The organism is Paenibacillus auburnensis, from assembly GCF_927798115.1.
In the GTDB taxonomy this organism is placed as follows: domain Bacteria; phylum Bacillota; class Bacilli; order Paenibacillales; family Paenibacillaceae; genus Paenibacillus_AQ; species Paenibacillus_AQ auburnensis.
The window spans coordinates 648,211-667,637 of the sequence record NZ_CAKMMG010000001.1; the positions used below are offsets into that span (position 1 = coordinate 648,211).

General features: G+C 50.2%; 19 protein-coding genes. 14 read left to right on the forward strand and 5 right to left on the reverse strand.

From position 1 onward, the window contains the following. Nucleotides 1–106 precede the first annotated feature (106 nt). Both L6H70_RS03000 and L6H70_RS03005 read left to right on the forward strand, forming a co-directional pair. Nucleotides 107–985 (forward strand): LysR family transcriptional regulator, encoded by an 879-nt coding sequence (locus L6H70_RS03000; RefSeq protein WP_236329622.1) that lies wholly within the window; start codon nucleotides 107–109, stop codon nucleotides 983–985. A gap of 181 nt (nucleotides 986–1,166) precedes the next feature. Beyond that, entirely contained in the window at nucleotides 1,167–2,327 is a 1,161-nt protein-coding gene (locus tag L6H70_RS03005; RefSeq protein ID WP_236329624.1) for a Gfo/Idh/MocA family protein, read from the forward strand. A 67-nt stretch (nucleotides 2,328–2,394) separates the two neighbouring features. On the opposite strand, the gene L6H70_RS03010 is transcribed toward L6H70_RS03005, so the two are convergent. Further along, complete coding sequence (locus L6H70_RS03010) at nucleotides 2,395–3,300, reverse strand: helix-turn-helix domain-containing protein (RefSeq protein ID WP_341482689.1); 906 nt, start codon at nucleotides 3,298–3,300, stop codon at nucleotides 2,395–2,397. A gap of 106 nt (nucleotides 3,301–3,406) precedes the next feature. Here L6H70_RS03010 and L6H70_RS03015 point away from each other — a divergent pair, with 106 nt between their 5' ends. Both L6H70_RS03015 and L6H70_RS03020 read left to right on the forward strand, forming a co-directional pair. Then, nucleotides 3,407–4,294: a sugar phosphate isomerase/epimerase family protein gene (locus L6H70_RS03015; RefSeq protein ID WP_236329625.1), complete on the forward strand. Its 888-nt coding sequence runs from the start codon at nucleotides 3,407–3,409 to the stop codon at nucleotides 4,292–4,294. A gap of 23 nt (nucleotides 4,295–4,317) precedes the next feature. Next, nucleotides 4,318–5,370, forward strand: a complete 1,053-nt coding sequence (locus L6H70_RS03020) for a Gfo/Idh/MocA family protein (protein ID WP_236329627.1) — start codon at nucleotides 4,318–4,320, stop codon at nucleotides 5,368–5,370. Between the two features lie 127 nt (nucleotides 5,371–5,497). Here L6H70_RS03020 and L6H70_RS03025 read toward each other — a convergent pair whose 3' ends face one another. Then, entirely contained in the window at nucleotides 5,498–5,704 is a 207-nt protein-coding gene (locus L6H70_RS03025) for a DUF1657 domain-containing protein (RefSeq protein ID WP_054940448.1), read from the reverse strand. Between the two features lie 211 nt (nucleotides 5,705–5,915). Between L6H70_RS03025 and L6H70_RS03030 the strand changes: the two genes are divergently transcribed. From L6H70_RS03030 to L6H70_RS03070, 9 genes are all read left to right on the forward strand, one after another. Further along, complete coding sequence (locus tag L6H70_RS03030; protein ID WP_236329629.1) at nucleotides 5,916–6,776, forward strand: DUF421 domain-containing protein; 861 nt, start codon at nucleotides 5,916–5,918, stop codon at nucleotides 6,774–6,776. 128 nt (nucleotides 6,777–6,904) lie between these two features. Further along, nucleotides 6,905–8,353 carry a spore germination protein gene (locus tag L6H70_RS03035; RefSeq protein WP_236329631.1) on the forward strand — a complete coding sequence of 483 codons (1,449 nt, stop codon included), beginning with the start codon at nucleotides 6,905–6,907 and terminating at the stop codon, nucleotides 8,351–8,353. Next, complete coding sequence (locus L6H70_RS03040) at nucleotides 8,350–9,507, forward strand: Ger(x)C family spore germination protein (RefSeq protein ID WP_236329633.1); 1,158 nt, start codon at nucleotides 8,350–8,352, stop codon at nucleotides 9,505–9,507. The genes L6H70_RS03035 and L6H70_RS03040 overlap by 4 nt, the downstream gene beginning before the upstream one ends. A 22-nt stretch (nucleotides 9,508–9,529) precedes the next feature. After that, nucleotides 9,530–10,621, forward strand: a complete 1,092-nt coding sequence (locus L6H70_RS03045; protein ID WP_236329635.1) for a GerAB/ArcD/ProY family transporter — start codon at nucleotides 9,530–9,532, stop codon at nucleotides 10,619–10,621. Between the two features lie 93 nt (nucleotides 10,622–10,714). Next, nucleotides 10,715–11,692, forward strand: coding sequence for an AAA family ATPase (locus tag L6H70_RS03050; protein WP_236329636.1), 978 nt, complete (start codon nucleotides 10,715–10,717; stop codon nucleotides 11,690–11,692). Nucleotides 11,693–11,695: 3 nt separating this feature from the next. Then, nucleotides 11,696–12,784 carry a DUF58 domain-containing protein gene (locus L6H70_RS03055; protein WP_236329638.1) on the forward strand — a complete coding sequence of 363 codons (1,089 nt, stop codon included), beginning with the start codon at nucleotides 11,696–11,698 and terminating at the stop codon, nucleotides 12,782–12,784. Then, entirely contained in the window at nucleotides 12,781–14,109 is a 1,329-nt protein-coding gene (locus tag L6H70_RS03060) for a hypothetical protein (protein ID WP_236329640.1), read from the forward strand. The genes L6H70_RS03055 and L6H70_RS03060 overlap by 4 nt, the downstream gene beginning before the upstream one ends. A 30-nt stretch (nucleotides 14,110–14,139) precedes the next feature. Beyond that, nucleotides 14,140–14,547 (forward strand): MerR family transcriptional regulator, encoded by a 408-nt coding sequence (locus L6H70_RS03065; protein ID WP_236329642.1) that lies wholly within the window; start codon nucleotides 14,140–14,142, stop codon nucleotides 14,545–14,547. A 94-nt stretch (nucleotides 14,548–14,641) separates the two neighbouring features. Further along, complete coding sequence (locus L6H70_RS03070) at nucleotides 14,642–15,577, forward strand: alpha/beta hydrolase (protein WP_236329644.1); 936 nt, start codon at nucleotides 14,642–14,644, stop codon at nucleotides 15,575–15,577. Here the strand turns inward: L6H70_RS03070 and L6H70_RS03075 are convergent. Then, nucleotides 15,534–15,860 (reverse strand): AzlD domain-containing protein, encoded by a 327-nt coding sequence (locus L6H70_RS03075; protein ID WP_236329646.1) that lies wholly within the window; start codon nucleotides 15,858–15,860, stop codon nucleotides 15,534–15,536. The genes L6H70_RS03070 and L6H70_RS03075 overlap by 44 nt on opposite strands. Beyond that, entirely contained in the window at nucleotides 15,851–16,585 is a 735-nt protein-coding gene (locus tag L6H70_RS03080) for an AzlC family ABC transporter permease (protein WP_236329648.1), read from the reverse strand. Before L6H70_RS03080 ends, L6H70_RS03075 begins: the two co-directional genes overlap by 10 nt. A gap of 168 nt (nucleotides 16,586–16,753) precedes the next feature. On the opposite strand from L6H70_RS03080, the gene L6H70_RS03085 reads away from it, so the two are divergent. Further along, nucleotides 16,754–17,212, forward strand: a complete 459-nt coding sequence (locus L6H70_RS03085; RefSeq protein WP_236329650.1) for a GNAT family N-acetyltransferase — start codon at nucleotides 16,754–16,756, stop codon at nucleotides 17,210–17,212. Nucleotides 17,213–17,357: 145 nt separating this feature from the next. Here L6H70_RS03085 and L6H70_RS03090 read toward each other — a convergent pair whose 3' ends face one another. After that, the gene (locus tag L6H70_RS03090) at nucleotides 17,358–19,412 is read right to left on the reverse strand and encodes a beta-galactosidase (protein ID WP_236329652.1); all 2,055 of its coding nucleotides are present in this window, start codon (nucleotides 19,410–19,412) and stop codon (nucleotides 17,358–17,360) included. Between the last annotated feature and the right edge of the window lie 15 nt (nucleotides 19,413–19,427).

Here is a 19,427-nt window from a genome sequence, read left to right on the forward strand (position 1 = left end):
TTCCTTATCATCTGAGTATAGTATAATACGGTCAAATACATAAGTTAACTGAATGTTTATCATAGGATACATGAGAAAAACTCATGTTTAGGGAGGAGATGGAGAGATGAGCCTGAATAAGTACGAAGTCTTTCTGAAAGTGGTGGAGCTGGGCAGTTTAACCAAGGCAGCAGAAATTCTGGATTTCACGCAATCAGGAATCAGCCATACCATCAGCAGTCTGGAAATGGAGTTCGGGTTCTCCCTGCTGCTGAGAAACCGTTCAGGAGTCAAGCTGACGGTGAACGGAGAACAGGTTGTGCCGGCGATGCGTGAGATTCTCAAGTGGAACGAGCAGCTGAAGCAGCAGGTTGCAGATATTCACGGGCTGGAAACGGGGACGATTACCATCGGAACATTTACGAGTGTATCTGTGCATTGGCTCCCGGGGATGATTAAGGAGTTCCGCCGGGAGTATCCTTATATTGAATTTAAGCTGATGGAGGGCGGGTATCTTGAAATTGAGCAGTGGATTGAATCCGGTGTGATTGACTGCGGCTTCATCTCCCTGCCTACGCGCGAGAAATTTGAAGTGTTCCCCTTGAAAAAGGACCGCATGCTTGCGATTCTCTCCAAGGATCATCCGCTCTCTCAGGCTCCATATATGCCGCTGGCGCAAATTGCGCATGAGGATTTCATTATCCAGAAGTCGGGTTCGGACTATGATGCCCGGCGGGTACTGGACAAGGCCGGAATCCATCCGAATATTAAATTTACTGCAGGGGATGACTCGGCGATTATCGCGATGGTTGAGAACGGCCTGGGGATTAGCATTCTTCCGGAAATGGTCATCACCCGCCAGAACCACAACGTAGCCATGCTGGAGCTGGAAGAACGCAGCTTCCGTTCGCTGGGTATCGCTGTGAATTCACTAAAACATGCTTCACCGGCTGCCCGGCGGTTTCTGGCGCATGTGCAGGCCTGGCTGAAAGATTCTTCGGAATAAGACACGGCGTAGTTGAATGTACGGTTGACGGGCGCCAGTCCCCATGAGAAAATGTACGCGATGTATATTAAGCGTTTACAATCTGGTTCGCAGGCAGCGAAAATGCATGATCCTCTCAACCATGCTGGCGGCAGCGCTTATCGTTTTTCATCAACTACAACTGATCTCAAGGAGGAGTAAGATGAAACAGCTTCGTATTGGAATGATCGGCTACAAATTTATGGGCAAGGCCCATAGCAATGCCTACCGCAGTCTGCCTATGTTCTTCCCGCAGGCTATGAAGCCGGAGATGTCCGTGATCTGCGGCCGGAATGCTGAAGCGGTAGGAGCCGCAGCTGATCAGCTCGGCTGGGCGGAAAGTGTAACCGACTGGCAGGAGCTGGTCAACCGTGATGATATCGATCTTATCGATATCAACGCTCCGAGCAATGCGCATAAGGAGATTGCTCTGGCGGCGGCTAAGGCTGGCAAACATATTTTCTGTGAAAAGCCGCTGGCGCTGAATCTGGCAGATTCCCGCGAGATGCTGGATGCTGCCAATGCCGCAGGAATTAAGCATATGATCGGTTTCAATTACCGCTTCTCTCCTGCGGTCAGGCTGGCGAAGCGGCTGGTGGAGAGCGGCCGGCTGGGGAAGATTTATCATTTTCGTGCATGGTTTCTCCAGGACTGGATTCTGGATCCGGAGTTTCCGCTTGTCTGGAGGCTGCAGAAGGAGGTTGCCGGGTCCGGGTCCCATGGCGACCTGGGAGCGCATTTAATTGATTTGGCTCATTTCCTGGTTGGAGAGGTGCAGGAAGTCATCGGCATGAGTGAGACGTTCATCAAGGAGCGTCCTCTTGCAGCAGAAATGACCGGACTAAGCGCCAAGGCGGGGAAAGACGCACCAAGGGGCGCCGTTACGGTAGACGATGCCACTGTATTCCTGGCCCGTTTTGCGAACGGTGCACTCGGCAGCTTTGAAGCTACACGGTTTGCCGCCGGTCACCGTTCAACGAATTCCTTTGAAATCAACGGAAGTCTGGGCAGTGTGAAATTCGATTTCGAGCGGATGAATGAGCTGGAAGTGTATCTGACCTCTGACGCTGAGGATGTGCAGGGCTTCCGCCGTGTCCTGGCCACTGACCCTTCTCATGATTATGCCGAAGCCTGGTGGCCGCCGGGGCATACGATTGGCTTCGAGCATACGTTTATCCACGAAATGCTGGAGCTGTCCTCCGCCATTGCTGAAGGCCGCCAGCCCGAACCTAACTTTAACGACGGTGTGAAATGCCAGGCAGTGCTGGAAGCGGTAGAACGCTCAATCACAGAGCGGCGATGGGTCGAAATATCGGAAATGTAACCTTGCTGTATCATAGACGAAGAAGAGCACCGTTCACTCACCGTGAACGGTGCTCTTTTGTTGCATTTTAACGCCTGGCTCCGGATGGTGTAAGCCCTTTATATTGTTTGTAGAGCTTTGTGAAATAATTAGGATTATCACAGCCAACCTTCCCGGCAATTTCGGTTACCGAATAATCCGTCTCCAGCAGCAGCCGCTCAGCTTCATTTACCCGGCACAAGTTCACATAGTCAATAAAGGTGCGGCCGGTCAGTTTTTTGAATGTTTTACAGAAGTGGTAGGGATTCAGATTCACAAACCTGGCAGCAAACTCAATGCTGATTTTCTCGTCGATATGGCTTTCCAGATATTCCAGCAGCGGTTTGAAGCGTTCCCTGCTCTGGGAATACCGTTCGTTCTGATGCCTGTCACTCATCTGCTGCGGGGGGAAGGCGCGGGCCAGCAGTGTGAAGAATAAATGCAGCTGATTCTTAACTACAAGCTGAAAAGCCGGGCCCTGCTGCATCACTTCAGAAATAATGGATTCCAGCAGATGGAAATATGAGGAGCAAGCGGAATGGTGATCGGCCGGCTTTACTGGGAACTGATACCGGTTATTTAAATAAGGAGCCACAAACTGCTCATGCTGCGAGTCCTGATTCCGATCTTTAAACAGGGAGGCGTGAAATACGATAGAGACGTATGCGATATCTCCTTGTACCAGGCTGTATCCGACGTGCAGCCCGCCGGAAGGAACGATGATTACGTCTCCCGGTGCTGCGTAATAGGGCTTGCTGTCCACATGAAAGATAGCGCTTCCCTGCTGCATGACTATAATCTCGAAATGTTCATGCCAGTGCATGAACAGGATATTCTGTTCTGCTTTGGCGTCTTTGCATTCATTGAAAAAAAGCCGGAAGGGGTACGTTTTCTCTTCAAGCTCGGGATATTCCATGAGCTCCTTCGGATAGGTCACTGCATCATCAACTCCCACAAGATTCTGCTATAATAGCACAAGATAAGAAGAGATTTCACTTATGATCGGCTTTATACTTGGTTTATTGAACTTAATATAAACCAATATTGGAGTGGTACACAAGATGGAAGATTATTTGAGAATCGGTACCCTGGTCGGCGGCGGAGATGCCGTAAGCGTCATTCCGCAAATCGTTAAACACGGCTTCGAATCCTTCAGCCTGACCTTCTGGCAGACTACGGGAGCTACCAATCTGGCAGAAACCGCTGCCCGGGTACGTGAACTGGCCGCTGAGCATCATTTTGTGATCTCTGCAATTGGTGTATTCGGCAATCCGTTAACAGGTACGGGAGACAACGCAGACACTTTGGCCAGCTGGGAACGGCTGATCGATCACGCCCATTTGTTCGGCACTGATATCGTAAACGGTTTCACAGGACGTCTGACCGACTGCTCTATTGATGAGTCCATACCTAAGTTCGCGGAAGTATTCGGAGAGCTATCCAGAAGAGCTGCTGATAAAGGAGTCAAAATCGCCTTTGAAAACTGCTCCATGGGCGGGAACTGGCAGACCGGAGATTGGAATATCGCACACAATCCAACAGCCTGGGAAAAAATGTTCAATGCTGTCCCTGCGGATAATCTGGGGCTGGAGTGGGAGCCGTGCCACCAGATGGTTGCGCTCATCGATCCGATTCCGCAGCTGCGGAAATGGACGGACAAAATATTTCATGTACATGGCAAAGATGCGACGATTGCCTGGGATATCGTCAAAGAGTACGGCATCCATGGTCCAAAAGAGTATGTGTGGCATCGTACGCCAGGTTTTGGAGACACCAATTGGACAGATGTTATCAGTATTCTACGTCAAGCCGGATACAAAGGCACAATCGACATTGAAGGCTGGCACGATCCGGTCTACCGTGATGAGCTTGAAATGACCGGCCAGGTCCATGCACTGAATTATTTAAAAACCTGCCGGGGCGGAAGCTTTGTGCCTAATCCGCGCTAATCCAGATGGGGGGAGAACAACTTATGACAGCAGAATACCGCATAGCCCTGGCCGGCTGCGGAGGGATGGCGAATGAGTGGCTTGGCTATGTCTTGAAGCGGCGGGATGCTGAGATTGTTGCACTGGTGGATATCCGCCTGGAATCGGCTGAAAATATGGCGCTTAAGCACGGACTTACTGTTCCGGTCTTTACCGATATCAAACAAGCTATAGAACAGACCGGTGCGAATCTGGTATTTGACGTGACCGTTCCATCAAGCCACTTTAATATTGCCCGCACGTCTCTTGAGCTGGGCTGCAATGTGTTCAGTGAGAAGCCGCTGGCTGAAACGCTGGTTCAGTGTACTGAGATCGTTGCAATTGCCGAACGTACCGGGCACTCCCATGCCGTAATGCAGAACCGCCGGTATGATCCTAGAATCCGCGCTCTGCGGGAACAGATTGAATCCGGGACGATCGGCCGGGTAGGCTATGTCGGGGCGAGCTTTTTCCTGGCACCGCATTTCGGAGGATTCCGCGATGCGATGGACAGCCCGCTGCTCCTGGATATGGCGATTCATACCTTCGACCAGGCCCGGTTTATCAGCGGGGCGGATCCGGTTACTGTGTACTGCCAGGAATTTAATCCACCGGGGTCGTGGTATGCCGGGAATGCCTCAGCTGTATGCATTTTTGAAATGTCAGACGGTTCAGTATTCAGTTATCAGGGCTCATGGTGTGCGGAAGGTGCGCCTACCTCGTGGGAATCTTCCTGGCGGGTTCAGGGTGAGAAGGGGGCCATCATCTGGGATGGTCTTGGCATGCCATATGCCGAAGTACTGGATACAAGTAATGCTGCAGGCAAGTTCATCAATGATTATGTACGGATTGAAGGAGCAGCAGCTGACATGGAGGAGACGTTCCATCATGGCTGCCTCCAGGAAATGTTCCTGTCTCTTAGCGAGCAGCGCCGCGCCGAAACGGATTGCAGGGATAATATCTATAGTATGGCAATGGTGTTTGGAGCTCTGGAAAGTGCCCGGACCGGCCGCAAGCTGGAAATTGCCGAAATGATGAACGTCCCGGATAACCGTTAAAGCAGGAAACTTAGCTATAAAATTCCCGGGAAAAAGAGAATCCCAAAGCCATTCTTGTGAATCGAAAAAGCATCCCCAATCCGTCAAAATTTGCGGGTTGGGGATGCTTTTTTACCTACACTTCAAACTAGAAACCTTTATATTGCGGTTCCTCTTGTTCAAGCTGTGTAACACGGCCTTCGACCTGTTGAACAATCTGCTGTGTCTGCTCAGCAGCGTTCGTAAACAGGGTTTTGGCTTCTTCGTTTTGGGTTTCCATAGCGAACTGCTCCAGACTTGCTTGTGCGCTTTTTAAAGAAGACAGGCATGTCTTCACTTGTGAGGCAACAGTCATCTCTTATATCCTCCTAATTGTTGAGTAAATGATCGTTTTCTAGTATTTGACTACTTGCTTGCAGTCATTCAGGTAAAATTTACCGGCTATGTTATATAGGTTTCTTCAGCAGCGTCATACAAGAAATTATTGCTAGTCTAAGCTAGCCTTTTTTGACAAATAATGTTGGTACGAATGTCGGAATGCATAAAAATCAAATGGAGGGTTCAAAATGGCGGAATGGCTTGAAGTGATCATAAGAACATTATTTGCTGTTGTTGTGTTATTCTTTTTGACAAAACTGCTTGGTAAAAGACAGGTTTCGCAGCTATCCTTTTTCGAGTATATAACGGGTATTACTGTGGGGAGTATCGCGGCTTACATATCACTGGATACCGATAAAACCTGGCATTTGGGCCTGATCGCACTGGCTGTCTGGGTCGCATGTTCCTATGGTATCGAGTTTCTACAGATCAAGAGTAAGAAAGCCCGGGATTTCATTGACTTCAAATCGACGGTGCTGATCAAGGACGGCAAGATTCTTGAGGAGAATATGAAAAAGGAAAAGCTGTCGACGGATGAGCTGCTGGAGGAACTGCGGAAGAAGGATGTCTTCAAAGTGGCAGATGTTGAATTTGCCATTATGGAGTCGGATGGTGCGATTAATGTGCTGCTTACGCGCGAGAATCAGCCGCTGACACCGAAGCATCTGGGGATCAAGGTAGCACCAGAGCAGGAGACGCAGGCGGTTATCATGGACGGGAAAATTATGGACGAACCGCTCGATACCCTGAATCTGTCCCGCGGATGGCTGAATGGTGAGCTTGAAAAGCAGGGGCTTACCGTAGAGAATGTCTTTCTCGGTCAGGTTGATTCTTACGGGGAGCTGACGGTAGATTTATACGCCGATAGTGTGCAGCTTCAGCCACCGCAGGATAAACCGCAGCTCTATGCGCTATTAAAAAAATGTGAAGCTGATCTTGAATTATTCAGTCTATCCACCAAAAACCAGGACGCCAAGCAGTTGTACGAGGATTGCTCGGGTAAGCTGCAGAAGCTGCTTCAAGCCTTAAAGCCTTTTATCCAGAATTGAATGATGGAGGGGACCGGCTGCAGAGCTGGTCCTTTTTGCTAACTGTAAGCTGCGGTTCTGCGTATATTTCCAGTATGTCTTGGCAAACTAAGTCAGATTCTCCAGCATACCTGAAGGAGGTGAGACGCATGACTAAGAGCATACTTGACGGTATACAGGAGCAGCTTGCCGGCTGCAGCGATGCGGTATACCAATCTATTAATGTTTATGGTCATTCTTGCATGCTGATTTATATTCCCTCCATCGTGGATACGCTCAGTCTGCAGGAATTTGTCTCTACACCGCTGAAGTCGGAGGCGAATTCGGAGCCGGACTGGCCGCGTTTTCTGGAGCGTCTGGATTATGGCTCTGCCTTTGCCATTCCCTATATTAAAGTATATGACTTGGATAGAGCGGTAGAGCTGGCAGTCAGCGGTAATGCGGTGCTCTATATCGAAGGATTACCTTATCTTTATTACTTTGAGATCACCCATTACCAGAAAAGAGCGGTATCAGAATCGCAGAATGAACTGGTTGTTATCGGGCCGCAGGAAGCTTTCATTGAAGATGTTGCCACGAATCTCTCTCTATTGCGCCATAAAATCAAACATGCCGATCTGAAGACAAAACACTTCTCCATCGGGAAATATACGAAGACAGATGTATATCTGGTATACATTGAAGGACTTTATAAACCGGAGATTCTGGCTGAAATCGAAGGCGTATTGCAAGGCCTCAATGTAGACGGATCGCTTGGGGTCAGTTATCTGGCAGAACATATGAAGCAGGGTCATTTCTCACCGTTCCCCGTATTTCAATATACGGAGCGTCCCGACTCCGTCGCCGCTTCGCTTATGGAAGGCCGTGTGGGTATACTCCAGGACGGGACTCCGTCCGCATTGCTTACGCCAGTAACCTTTTTCTCGCTGCTGCAGTCTTCGGAAGACTATTATCAGAACTTTTATGCCGGCAGCTGGATCCGGCTGGTCCGGTTCTTTTTTTCGCTGATTTCGCTGCTGCTTCCGGCATTATATGTAGCCATAACCACTTTTCATTCGCAGATTATACCCTCGGACCTGCTGCTTACGATCGCCTCTGCCAGGGAGAATATCCCGTTTTCCGCCTTAACGGAGGCGCTTATTATGGAGCTTACCTTTGAAGCGCTTAGGGAAGCCGGCACCCGGATTCCCAAACCTGTAGGGCAGACTGTCTCCATCATTGGCGGGATTGTCATTGGACAGGCAGCAGTTCAAGCGGGGATTGTTTCCGCACCTATGGTCATTGTCGTCTCTATAACCGGTATAGCCTCGTATATCATTCCCCATTTGGAGCTGGGTCTGACCTTCAGGCTACTGCGTTTTGTCCTGCTTGTGCTAGGAGGCACAATGGGGCTGCTTGGAGTTATAGTCGCCGTTTTTGTTATTTATGGGCATTTGGCGCATCTTCGATCCTTTGGTACACCTTACCTGCAGCCTGTTGCGCCGCTTATATTAGAGGATTGGAAAGATACTTTACTGCGTGTACCGAACCCGTTCATGACCAAGCGGAGCACCGCGTTTACTGATCGAAAGAATGACAGGAGGCAGAGAAAGCAATGAAACCGATCAAGCTTGGGGTTGTTCTCCTGCTGCTCCTCAATCTGACCGGCTGCTGGTCCAAGATCGAATTGGATCAATTAACGTTTATTTTTGGCATGTATATTGATGTCGGTAAGGAACCGGGAACTGTGGAGGTTTCCATCAATGCCCCGCTGCCCAATCGTCTGATGTCCAGCACACCAGCAGGAGGCTCGCAGGGGAAAAGCTACTCCCTGGTAACTAAAACCGCTTCGACCATTACAGATGCCATCATCCTGATTCAGAAAGACCTATCCAGACGGCTGGATATTTCACATATTAAAGTGATAGTTATCGGAAAGGAATATGCGGCACGGGGAATTTATGAATTGTTGGAATGGACCAAACGGCAGCCTGAACTTCCAATAGGAACCTATATCATGGCCGCTCCCGGCAAAGCGAAGCAAATTGCCCGATTATCTGCGATCTTTGAACAATTACCTGATCAGGTATTGCGGAATTTCTCAGAGCTTAATCTGACCTATGCAACAACGATCAGGAATTGTCTGCAGGCTGAGGCAAACAACATGGGTTATGCGATGAATTATTTGTCCTTTGGAGAGAACCCGGACGAGATGGAGCAGGGGAAACCGGTACAATGGGCAGGAGTGCAAGGCGTCATGTTGTTCAATAAAATGAAAATGAAGGATACACTGAGCGGTGCGGACAGCAGGGCGCTTTCGTGGGCAGCCGGAGATTTGGCCGGTCATATAGCGCTACCTATGTATACGGTAAAGTGGGAGGAAGACAGTAAGGGGAAAGCCAGTGCGCTTTTCTATAACAATTCAGTTTCACATTCCGTAAAGATGACAGGGGAAGGCCCTGTCTTCTACATCAAATTGAAAGGTAAAGCGAGCATCACATTATTTAGGGATAATGGCGCCGAGAATGCTATTGATCACAGTGGAACTATTAAGCGAAACCTGGAGGAAAGGGTCACTGCAGATGTACGCAGGGCCATCCGTAAAACGCAGGAGGCGGGAGCGGATGTCCTGCAGCTTGGGATGCTGCTCGAATGGAATCATCCTAAAGAGTGGCGCAAGCTAAAGGAAAAATGGGACGAGTATTATGCCAAGGAAGCAGAAATTAGGGTAACTGCGGATTTCAGTATTGATGATTTTGGGGCGAGTAAATAGCGAAATGATGAAAGGAGACACTATGCGCACAACGAACTGGCAAATGTTCCGCTTCAGCCTGGTTTACTTCAACTCCCAGACATCGATCTTTATTATCCCTGCTATCGTTAGCAGCTCCGGTTATCAAGGCTGGATCTCAATTGTGCTGGGAAGCGTTGTGTCCATGATCTTGTTATTCGTTACCATTCAGGTGGGGAAGCTAAGTGCAGACCGGGCCTGGGTTGGCTTTGGCAAGGAGGTTATGGGCAAATGGATACATGGTGCAATTGTATTCATACTGCTCTGTTGGTGTGTGTACTATGCATCCTTAGACATTGAGAATTTTGTTCTGTTCTTCGGAACTAATTATATGAGAGGAACTCCGCAGCTATTTATTCAGCTGGTACTGGGTGGGGTCATTATATTTACAGCTTCGCGGGGACTCTCCACAATGGTGTATATGTCTGACGGGATTTTTCTGCTGCTTATAGCGACTACTTTTTTTACATTTTATTTGTTTTTGCCAAACGCGGAGTTTGAAATGCTTCCGGCTTTCATCCACTATCATGAACCGGGACTTATCTTTCACGATACGGTCACAGCGACTTCCTGGTTTGCCGAGTGGGTTGTGTTTTTGTTTTTGGCTCCGGATTTGAAGATTAACAATAAGCTGCTCAAAAAACTCCTGATCTCGGAAGTAGTACTTACCTTTTTCGTGCTGGTCGGGTGGGTGATGACGCTGCTCAACTTTGGCCCGCATTTAGGAAAAGCTCTGCAGTACCCTTATCTGGAGATGGTTCGCAGCTCTTCCCATGATGATATATTAGGTAATCTGGATCCGCTACTGATCGGCATCTGGTCTGCCTCCATGTTCATGCACAGCTCATTTTTAATTTATGTCGCGTATAAATGCGCCCTGTATCTCACAAAGCAAAAAGTAAAGAAATATATGATCCCGTTTCTGGTGTTCTGTTCGGTATTCATTGCCTATCTGTATTCGCGCAGCATCACCCGGTATTACAGAGATTACGAATCCTTTATAACAGTCATTCTCTGGTTATGTGTGGAATGTATTCCGGTGTATTACTATATTGCAGCCTTTATCCGTTCCAAAATAAGTAAGCCTGCTGGCTGAGGCAGCGACTTATTTATTATAAAATGGATGCGCTTTCTGGTATGATTAAGCTTTGGTACATACCTTATAAGCGATAGGATGGTGGTATTCTTCATGAATCTACAAGAGGCCAGCGGGCTGATAAGCTCGATCCGGATGAATCTATCAAAAGTTATTGTCGGAAAAGAGACAGGGGTGGACCTTCTGCTGACAGCACTGCTCGCAAACGGCCATGTGCTGCTGGAGGACGTCCCCGGTACCGGGAAAACACTGCTGGCCAAAACACTGGCCCGCTCACTTGACTGTGCGTTCAAGCGTATACAGTTTACACCGGACTTATTGCCCTCGGATTTAAGCGGGATCAATTACTATAACCAGAAGAGCGGAGAGTTCGAGTTCCGGCCGGGTCCGGTATTTGCCAGCATTCTGCTGGCGGATGAGATCAACCGGGCGACGCCGCGGACCCAGTCAAGCCTGCTGGAATGTATGGAAGAACGGCAAATTACGATCGACGGCGTGACCCATGAGCTGGAAGCACCGTTTCTTGTAATCGCCACACAGAACCCGGTGGACAGTCAAGGAACATTCCCGCTGCCGGAAGCGCAGTTGGACCGTTTCTTGATGCGGATTACGACAGGTTATCCTTCCTTTGAAGAAGGAGTGCATATCTTGCAGCGGTTCCGCCAGAGCAACCCGCTGGAAGATACGGCTGCGGTTGCTACCGCCCAGCAGATTCAAGCTGCGCAGCGGCTGACTGCGGCCGTGAATGTCAGTGATGACTTACTGGCCTATATGATCCGGATTGTTGAAGCTACCCGGAAGGCGGTAGCCGTCAAGCTCGGAGCCAGCCCGCGTGCAGGCTTTGCGTTACTGCGCGCTTCTCAAGGATATGCCTTACTTCAAGGCAGGGATTATATCATTCCGGATGATATTAAGGCTGTAGCTGTACCGGTGCTTGCCCATCGTCTGCTATTACAGCGCGGTCCGGGCTCCAGGGAAGGCCAGGCTGCAGAGACAGTACTGCAGATTCTGCGCGAAGTGGAGGTTCCGGCCGAGCCGTCTATGGCGGCAAGAGGCGGAAGGGTGGATTGAGTCATGTCCCTTCCTTGGTTCATCTTCAGTACGCTTATTCTGCTGCTTCTTGTGTCCGTGATCTATCAGCGTTATGCACTTAAGAAAGTCAGCTACACTCGTTATTTCTCTGCGGCCGCCGCCTATGAGGGGGAGCAGATTGAGATGATTGAAGAGATTGTCAACCGCAAGTTGCTTCCGCTGCCGTGGCTGCGCCTCGAATCCAGCTTTGCCCGGGGCCTGAAATTCGGCAGGCAGGAGAATCTGGGCGTCAGCAGCGGTGAAATTTATCAGAATCATATCAGTATGTTCTATATGCGTCCCTACCGCCAGATCAGACGCCGTCATGTGGTCCGCTGTGATCAGAGGGGCTTATACCGGCTTGAATCCGTTACAATGACAAGCGGAGATCTTTTTGGAATGAGCCGGAAGAGCAAGACATATCCGCTGAAGCTGGAACTCCTGGTCTATCCTGGGATATCCAATTTCTATGAGCTTCCACTTCCGGTTCACAGCTGGCTGGGCGAGTTGCCAGTCAAACGCTGGATTGTAGAAGATCCGTTCCTGACCGCTGGTACACGAGAGTATAGTCCCGGGGATTCTCTGGGGGCCATGAACTGGAAAGCCACTGCACGGACCGGCATTATGCAGGTGCACCAAAAGGATCATACCGCCGATTCCCGGCTGATCCTCTGTCTGAATGTGGAGATCAGCGACTCCATGTGGCGGAATATAACAGATGCCGCGCGGATTGAACTGGGCATAAGATATGCGGCTACGGTAGCTGATTATGCCATAGGCCATGGTCTTGAGACAGGTCTGCTGTGTAATGGCAAGCTCGAAGGCGGAGGCGAACGTAATCCGGTAACCGCCGGGCCGATGGGAAGCCTGGAAGAGGTGCTCGGCCTGTTGGCCCGCCTGCAGCTCGACTGGACAATACCGATGTCCCGGCTGCTGGAGCATGAAGTGGAGAATTGTCCCGAAGGCAACGATTATTTGATCATCACCTGCCACCGGGGGCAGGAGCTGCAGCTGGCAGCCGAGGAATTAAGGCTGCTGGGCAATGGTGTAGCCTGGCTGGACATTCCGGGAGAGGAGAAGGAGAGCGCATGAGTACCGATCCTGCGAAGCGTCTGCAGGTTTCATTAAAGTTATGGTTAGCCTGTGTTATTGTATGGCTGCTGTTTCTCCCGCTCTGGGTGCTGTTGGAGGTATATCTGCCACCGGAGCGGGGACTATTCCCATGGTTTTATGTGCTTCCGTTCCTGTCATTAGCGGGTGTGCTGCTGCGCTATGTATGCAGCCGCAGATGGATGCAGCTACTGGCAGCCTTGCTGCTAGGTGCAGCAGCAGGGTTAATATGCGCCGGATTGAGTATTAAGGCCCTGCCGCTGGTTGCCGTTAGCGTATTATTTGCCTATCTCGGAATGAACGTACCCTCCATGGATCAGCGGATGAGAGCTTATGTCGCCGGGCTGACAGTATATTTTGCTGCGGCCATTGTTTTTGCTAGAGTTTCTGAACTTCAGCCGAGCCTGAAGCTGTTGACCTGGAGCGGCAGCCTGTGCCTTGTACTTGCGCTATTTGATTCCAATATCAGCTTTTTGCGATACAGCTCTTTTTCAGCTGATAGTTCACGCTTGCCGTCAGACATGCGTCGGCATAACCGTGTATTCGTACTGCTGTTTGTTGCAGTTGCGGCAGCGCTCGCCGCAGGTGCGGGCAAAGCAATCGGAACGCTGCTATGGAATGCAGCGCGACTGATCATCGGCTGGCTGTCCCGGCTACTGTCCGGTTCTGAGAAATCCACACCAATCGAGACAGTTCCACAGGCGGCGCTTCCGAAGCTTCCGAAGACTAAAGTACACGAGTCCGGTCTCCTGTCGATGATTTTCGAAATCATCTTCTATGGTATTGGAGCAGCCGTATTGCTTCTGCTGCTGTATTTGGGTTTGCGCTGGCTGTACCGGAATACGGGAGGTTTATTCCGCAGAGCGATCGATGCGCTCCTGTCCATGCTGCGCAGAGAGTCGCCGCAGGAGCATGCTGCTTTTCAGGATGAAGAGGAGAATATCTTCGCCTGGGAGAAGACCGTCCAGGGCGTCCGGGAATACTGGCTGAACCGGCTGAAGCCGGGCGGCCGCAGGGACCGCTGGGAGTCAATGAACGGCAGCCGTGAGCGCATTCGCTGGCTATACCGTCATTGGCTAGGCGCGAAACAAGCCGAGGGCTATGAGGTTAAAGGCTTCCTGACACCGTCGGAGACCGGAGAAGACGTAACGGAGTGGGCTGAGAACAGGAAGCAAATGCGTAAGAGTGGCGGCGGCAGCGAAGTCTCCCCTGACGAACTGCTTCAACTATATAATCAAGCCAGATATGGCAATGATGAGGCTTCAGGCAAGGATCTGGAGCAACTCAAAAAGCAGCTGAAGCTTTGAATTCTGCGGACAGGTGAGAGGAGCAGAAACATGGGCCAATATTTAAGCGGTGAAATGGCCAAAGCGGCAAAGGTGAATATAGAGACGCTGAGATATTATGAGAAGCACGGACTGCTTCCCGCACCGCAGCGTTCAGAATCGGGCTACCGTCTGTATAACGAAGAGACCCTGCAGAGGCTTCTGTTTATCCAGAATGCCAAACGATGCGGATTTACACTGAAGGAAATCAAGAAGGCGCTGGTTAAATCTGCAGCTGGTAGCATCGGCATTGCTGATTTTGTGGCAGTCATTGAACGGAAAATGATTGAGATAGATGTAGAGATTGCGAAGCGGGAACAGACCAAGGCAATGCTCAGTCAGCTGAAAGGGGAACTTCAAGCTAAAGACAAACATCCGGGTGTCCGGGAGGTTCTGGGAATTCTTCAGATGGATTCCTAATCCATGAATTGTTAGCTTGGCGGCATGCTTGACTCTGTACTTTACTACAGGGTTTATGATGCAGGTATCAAACCTTGCAGGAGGAGATCCACGCATGCCAACCCCAATCCATCAGCTTGAAGCAATCAAAAGGTTTTTGCGTCAAAACCGCGGTCCATCCGGTAAGTCAATAGAGCAAATCCGCAATGAAATGGCGGAAGCGGCAAGACAGCTTCCAAGATGTCCAGATATAAAAGCGGAATCTGTTAATATCGGGGAACTGTATGGCGAGTGGGTCAGTATAGAAGGTATGACAGATGTTGCGGCAGAGAGAGCGTTCCTCTACTTCCACGGAGGAGGGTTTATTGCAGGCACTTGCGAAATGTACCGCGATCTTGCCGCCCGGATATCAGGAGCGTGCGGTATCAAAGTGCTGACCTTTCAATACCGTCTTGCACCGGAGCACCGGTATCCGGCAGCTAACGAAGATTGCCTGTCCGCCTTTTACTGGCTGCTAGGGCAGGGGTTTTTGCCGGAAAATATTTTTCTTGGCGGGGATTCGGTTGGTGCTACCCTTGCGTTGATGACGCTGATTTCGCTTAGAGATGCAGGGGAAGCAATGCCTGCAGCAGCCGTTTTGCTCTCTCCGCACAGTGATCTTGTTCATTTGGACGGAGAGTCGTATACCAGCAGGGCCATGACGGACCCCACAGGCAGCCTTGAAGGGAACCGGAAGATTGTAGAAGATTATGTAGGCGGGTGTGAGGGGGGCTTACCGGCACTGCTCTCCCCGCTGCGCCTTGATCTGCATGGTCTGCCTCCCATTCTGATTCAGGCGGGAGATCAGGAGGTTCTGCTGAGTGATGCCGAACGCTTGGCCGTACAACTCCGGACTGCAGGGTCTGAAGTGAAGCTGGAAATATGGGAGCAGATGTGGAGTGTCTTTCAATTTATGGCCGGCCTTCTGGTTGAGGGGGAGCAAGCCATTGTCAGCATTGGAGAATTTGTCAGAACAGTAAGCGCAGCAGCATCAGGGACAGCACGCCGGTAACTACCGTGCCCAGCAGGCTGCGTGTCTTAACCGCAACCCAAAAAGTAGGCAGCGCGGCGATCAGTTCCACATTCGTAGACAGAGCGGCAAACCGGCCTTCGTCGATGAACAGCTCTTGTGCAACCAGGGCAGACATCACGGCGATGGGCATATAATTTAACCAGCGCATCCCCCATTCGGGAATCGTGATCCGGCTGAGCAGCATGAGCGGGAGTACCCGAGGTATGAAGGTGACCAGCGCGGCACCAAGAATAATCAGGAATATATCCGGTCTTACTTCCATTTCTCAATCACGGCTCCAATCGTTGAGGCTATAACTGCTGCGGCAATGACCCCGAAGCTGGGTGACCACACTATAGATACACCGACAGCGATGATCATGGCTATAAGGCCTGTAGCTATATCCAGTGCGTATTTGCTTCTGCTGATGAGCGTAAGCACAAGCAGGCCGATGAACATGGCCGGCAGGGCGAAGTCCAGTCCCCATTCTTCCGGACTTGAGATCCATTGCCCGAGAACTGCGCCTGCGATGTTGGCAAGCAACCAATTCAAGTAGGCCGTGATATTGAGGCCGTGCATCCACTTCTCACTGATTGCTTTTTTGGCGGCACTCTTCTGGATAGCGACACCAAACGTCTCATCCGTAAGCAACGTACCAATCAGCAGATTCCTCAGCGGTGTCAGATGACGGAAGTAGGGCGATATGGCTGCACTAAGCAGCAGGTGTCGGAGATTAACGAGCAGGATCGTAATGATGATACTGGTGGCCGTACTTCCTGCGGCGATCATTCCCGCTGCTATAAACTGTGCAGAACCGGCATACAAAATAATCGATATTAATGCTATTTCAGCCAGTGAGAGGCCTGCAGTTTTTTCGACAACCCCGGCAGCAAATCCGATACTTAAGTAGCCTAATAGTGTCGGAATACAATCTTTAACCCCTTGCCAAAAGCTGTCTTCACTGACCCGGGCTGCAGGGAAATCAGCCTGTACAGATTCTGTCTTCATGAATCGGACTCCTTTCAGCCTGTCTTTGTTCACCGCGCTGCAGTACATGCAGATTATCTTAATATCTAACAATTTACGGCGGTTGGCAAGGGGGAATCTTCATACGAGTGTCAGACAATGATTGGAATAACTCGATACAAAAGATCGATCACGAGGAGGAATGAATTTTTGCAAGTCATAACAGAACGTCTTATCATTACTGCTTTCAGTCAAGAAAATTACAAGAAGGTATCTGAAACGTATTCTATTGGAAAACATATCGTCAATTATTTAGATAACCTTAAGGAAGATCCTGAATTGTTGGGCTGGGGAGTGTGGTTTGTATCTTCAATTGATAATAACCAAGTTATTGGCGACATTGGATTTAAGGGAAAGCCTGATAGTCAAGGAACTGTAGAAGTTGGGTTTGGAATTATTCCGGAAATGCATAACAAGGGGATAGCTACAGAGTCAGTTGGAGCAATTATTGAATGGGCATTATCTTCTAAAAGAGTAGAAAAAATTGTGGCAGAGTGTCTTATCGATAACCTTCCTTCTATTAAAGTTCTGGAGAAATTAAAGATGACGAGAACTGGAATAACGCATGGAATGATTAACTGGGAAATACTAAATGATCATAATTGTTAAACTATCGGCAAACATTAGTGTAATAAAACAGCGACAGCCAAGGACTTTGTACTAACATCCTTGATTGTCGCTGTTTCAATTTATTCAGAAAAAATACACCGAGAACGGAACAGAGTTCCATTAGCGTAGCGCACCTGTTCTGATTCTATTGCAGTACTAAGACCCCGAAGCCCTCCATGGTGTATTTCCCCGAAAGCTCCTGACCCGTCAGTAAATCCGTCCGCGGTTCTTTGAGCACAATTTCCGCAGATGCTTCATTATAATTCAAAAGGAACGTCAGGCTGGTGGTATCGCTGCGGCGGATCTGCAATTCAACCTCGGCGGGCAGCTCAAGCCAGTCCGCAGCCGGAGAGCTAATATTCAAGCTTCCGATGATTCTTAGCGCAGCTTCCTCATTGAAGACCGCCCCGTAATACCAGACCTCGCCCTTGCCGCGTTTGTTCCGGGTAACTGCCGGTTTGCCGGCATAATAATCGGTAGCGTAACGGCCCATAACTTCCACAGTGTCTTGTTCCACCTGCAGGATATCATTAAAGGCATCTGCTCCGGTAAGCGCTTCGTCCCCATGAGTCCAAGTAATCGATGTAGGTGCACGATTCCCTTTGACCGTTGTAAATTCTTCAACGGTTATCCCGCAGAGTTCCTTGGCAGCTCCGGGAAATGCGCGCATGTAGCATTGACCGCGCGAATCCTTATATCCTGTACGGCAGCCGAAGATAAGCGTGCCGCCTTGCTGTACGTACTCGTCAAGCACCGCTGCCGTGTCGTCCGTCATAATCGCCGGATGAGGATAGACCAGCACCTGATACCGTGCCAGTTCCTTAGCCGTTGTCTTGCTGCGCAAGTAGACAATATCTGTTGGAATATGCTGCCGCTGCAGTGCCTTGAACCATTCTTTATTGCTGGTCCACATAAACGGCCCGTGCCAAATATCGTATTCACCATCCCACTCATTATCATAATCGCGCAGAATCGCTACCGAGGCCTCGGCACGGGTTCCGATAATCGCTTTACCCGCAGCCGCCAGCTCTCGGCCGATTCCCGCCGCTTCCCTGACTCTGCGGTTAGGCAGGTTATGGTAATCGTTAAGGCCATGCCAGTAAATTTCATTGCCCATTGTTGCTGTCCGCCAGCGGAAATATAGCACCATATCCGCACCGTGGGCGATGGACTGGTATGTCCAGAGCCGCATCTGTCCGGGTTTCGGGGAAGGCATATCCATCCGGTTGACCCAGCCGCCGGGACCCGATTGCTGCTCCATAATGCAGTAGTTAGAGCTGATCGAGCGGACAACGGACAGGGACAGGCTCCAGCTCCGGTCGCCGAGCGGATTCTTTTCGTTCGGGTCATAATAAATACTGGAGAATTGCGGATAGGAATCATAGCTGAAGAAATCCAGCAGCTCATCCTGCAGTTCATGGCTGTCGAGGTGCCCGAACAATCCGTTCGTCGTTACCCATTGATCCGGTGCCTGGGCACGAATAATATCCGCCTGTATTTTGGCGAAAGAGATGGTGTTGTCAGAGATGAAGCGTTTCTCATCCAGCGCCTGGTGCGGGTTAGGCTGCTTCGGCACCGGAGTAGGACGCGGCAAATACACCTGCGACCAGCTGGTATAACTCTGGTTCCAGAAGACGGCACCCCAGGCCTCATTTAATTTCTCCAAGGTTACATATTTGCGCTGAAGCCACTCACGGAAGGCATTGTGATCGCTTTCAGAGTAGAATTCATTGATCTCACAATTTAGCTCATTATCAATCTGCCAGCCGGCCACACCGGGATGGCTGCCGTAATGCGACGCCATCTGCGATACGATCCCAGCACACAGCTCACGGTATTTTGGACTGCTGTAATTATAGTGGCGCCGCATACCGTGCTGCAGAGTAACACCTTCATAGGTTACATTCAGTACTTCAGGATACTTCTCGGTGAGCCAGGCAGGGGGAGTTGCCGTAGGTGTGCCGAGCACTACTTTGAGCCCGTGGCGGTGGGCCAAATCGATGGCGCGGTCAAACATCCCGAATTGATAGCTGCCTTCCTCGGGTTCAAAAATAGACCAGGCAAATTCACCCATCCGGACAATGGTAAAGCCTGTCTCCACCATGCGGCGGTAATCGTCCTCCCACATGTCCTCCGGCCAATGCTCCGGATAATAGCACACGCCAAGCTCAAACTGTTTATCAGCGACTGGTTTCTTCATCTTAACCTCCAAGTG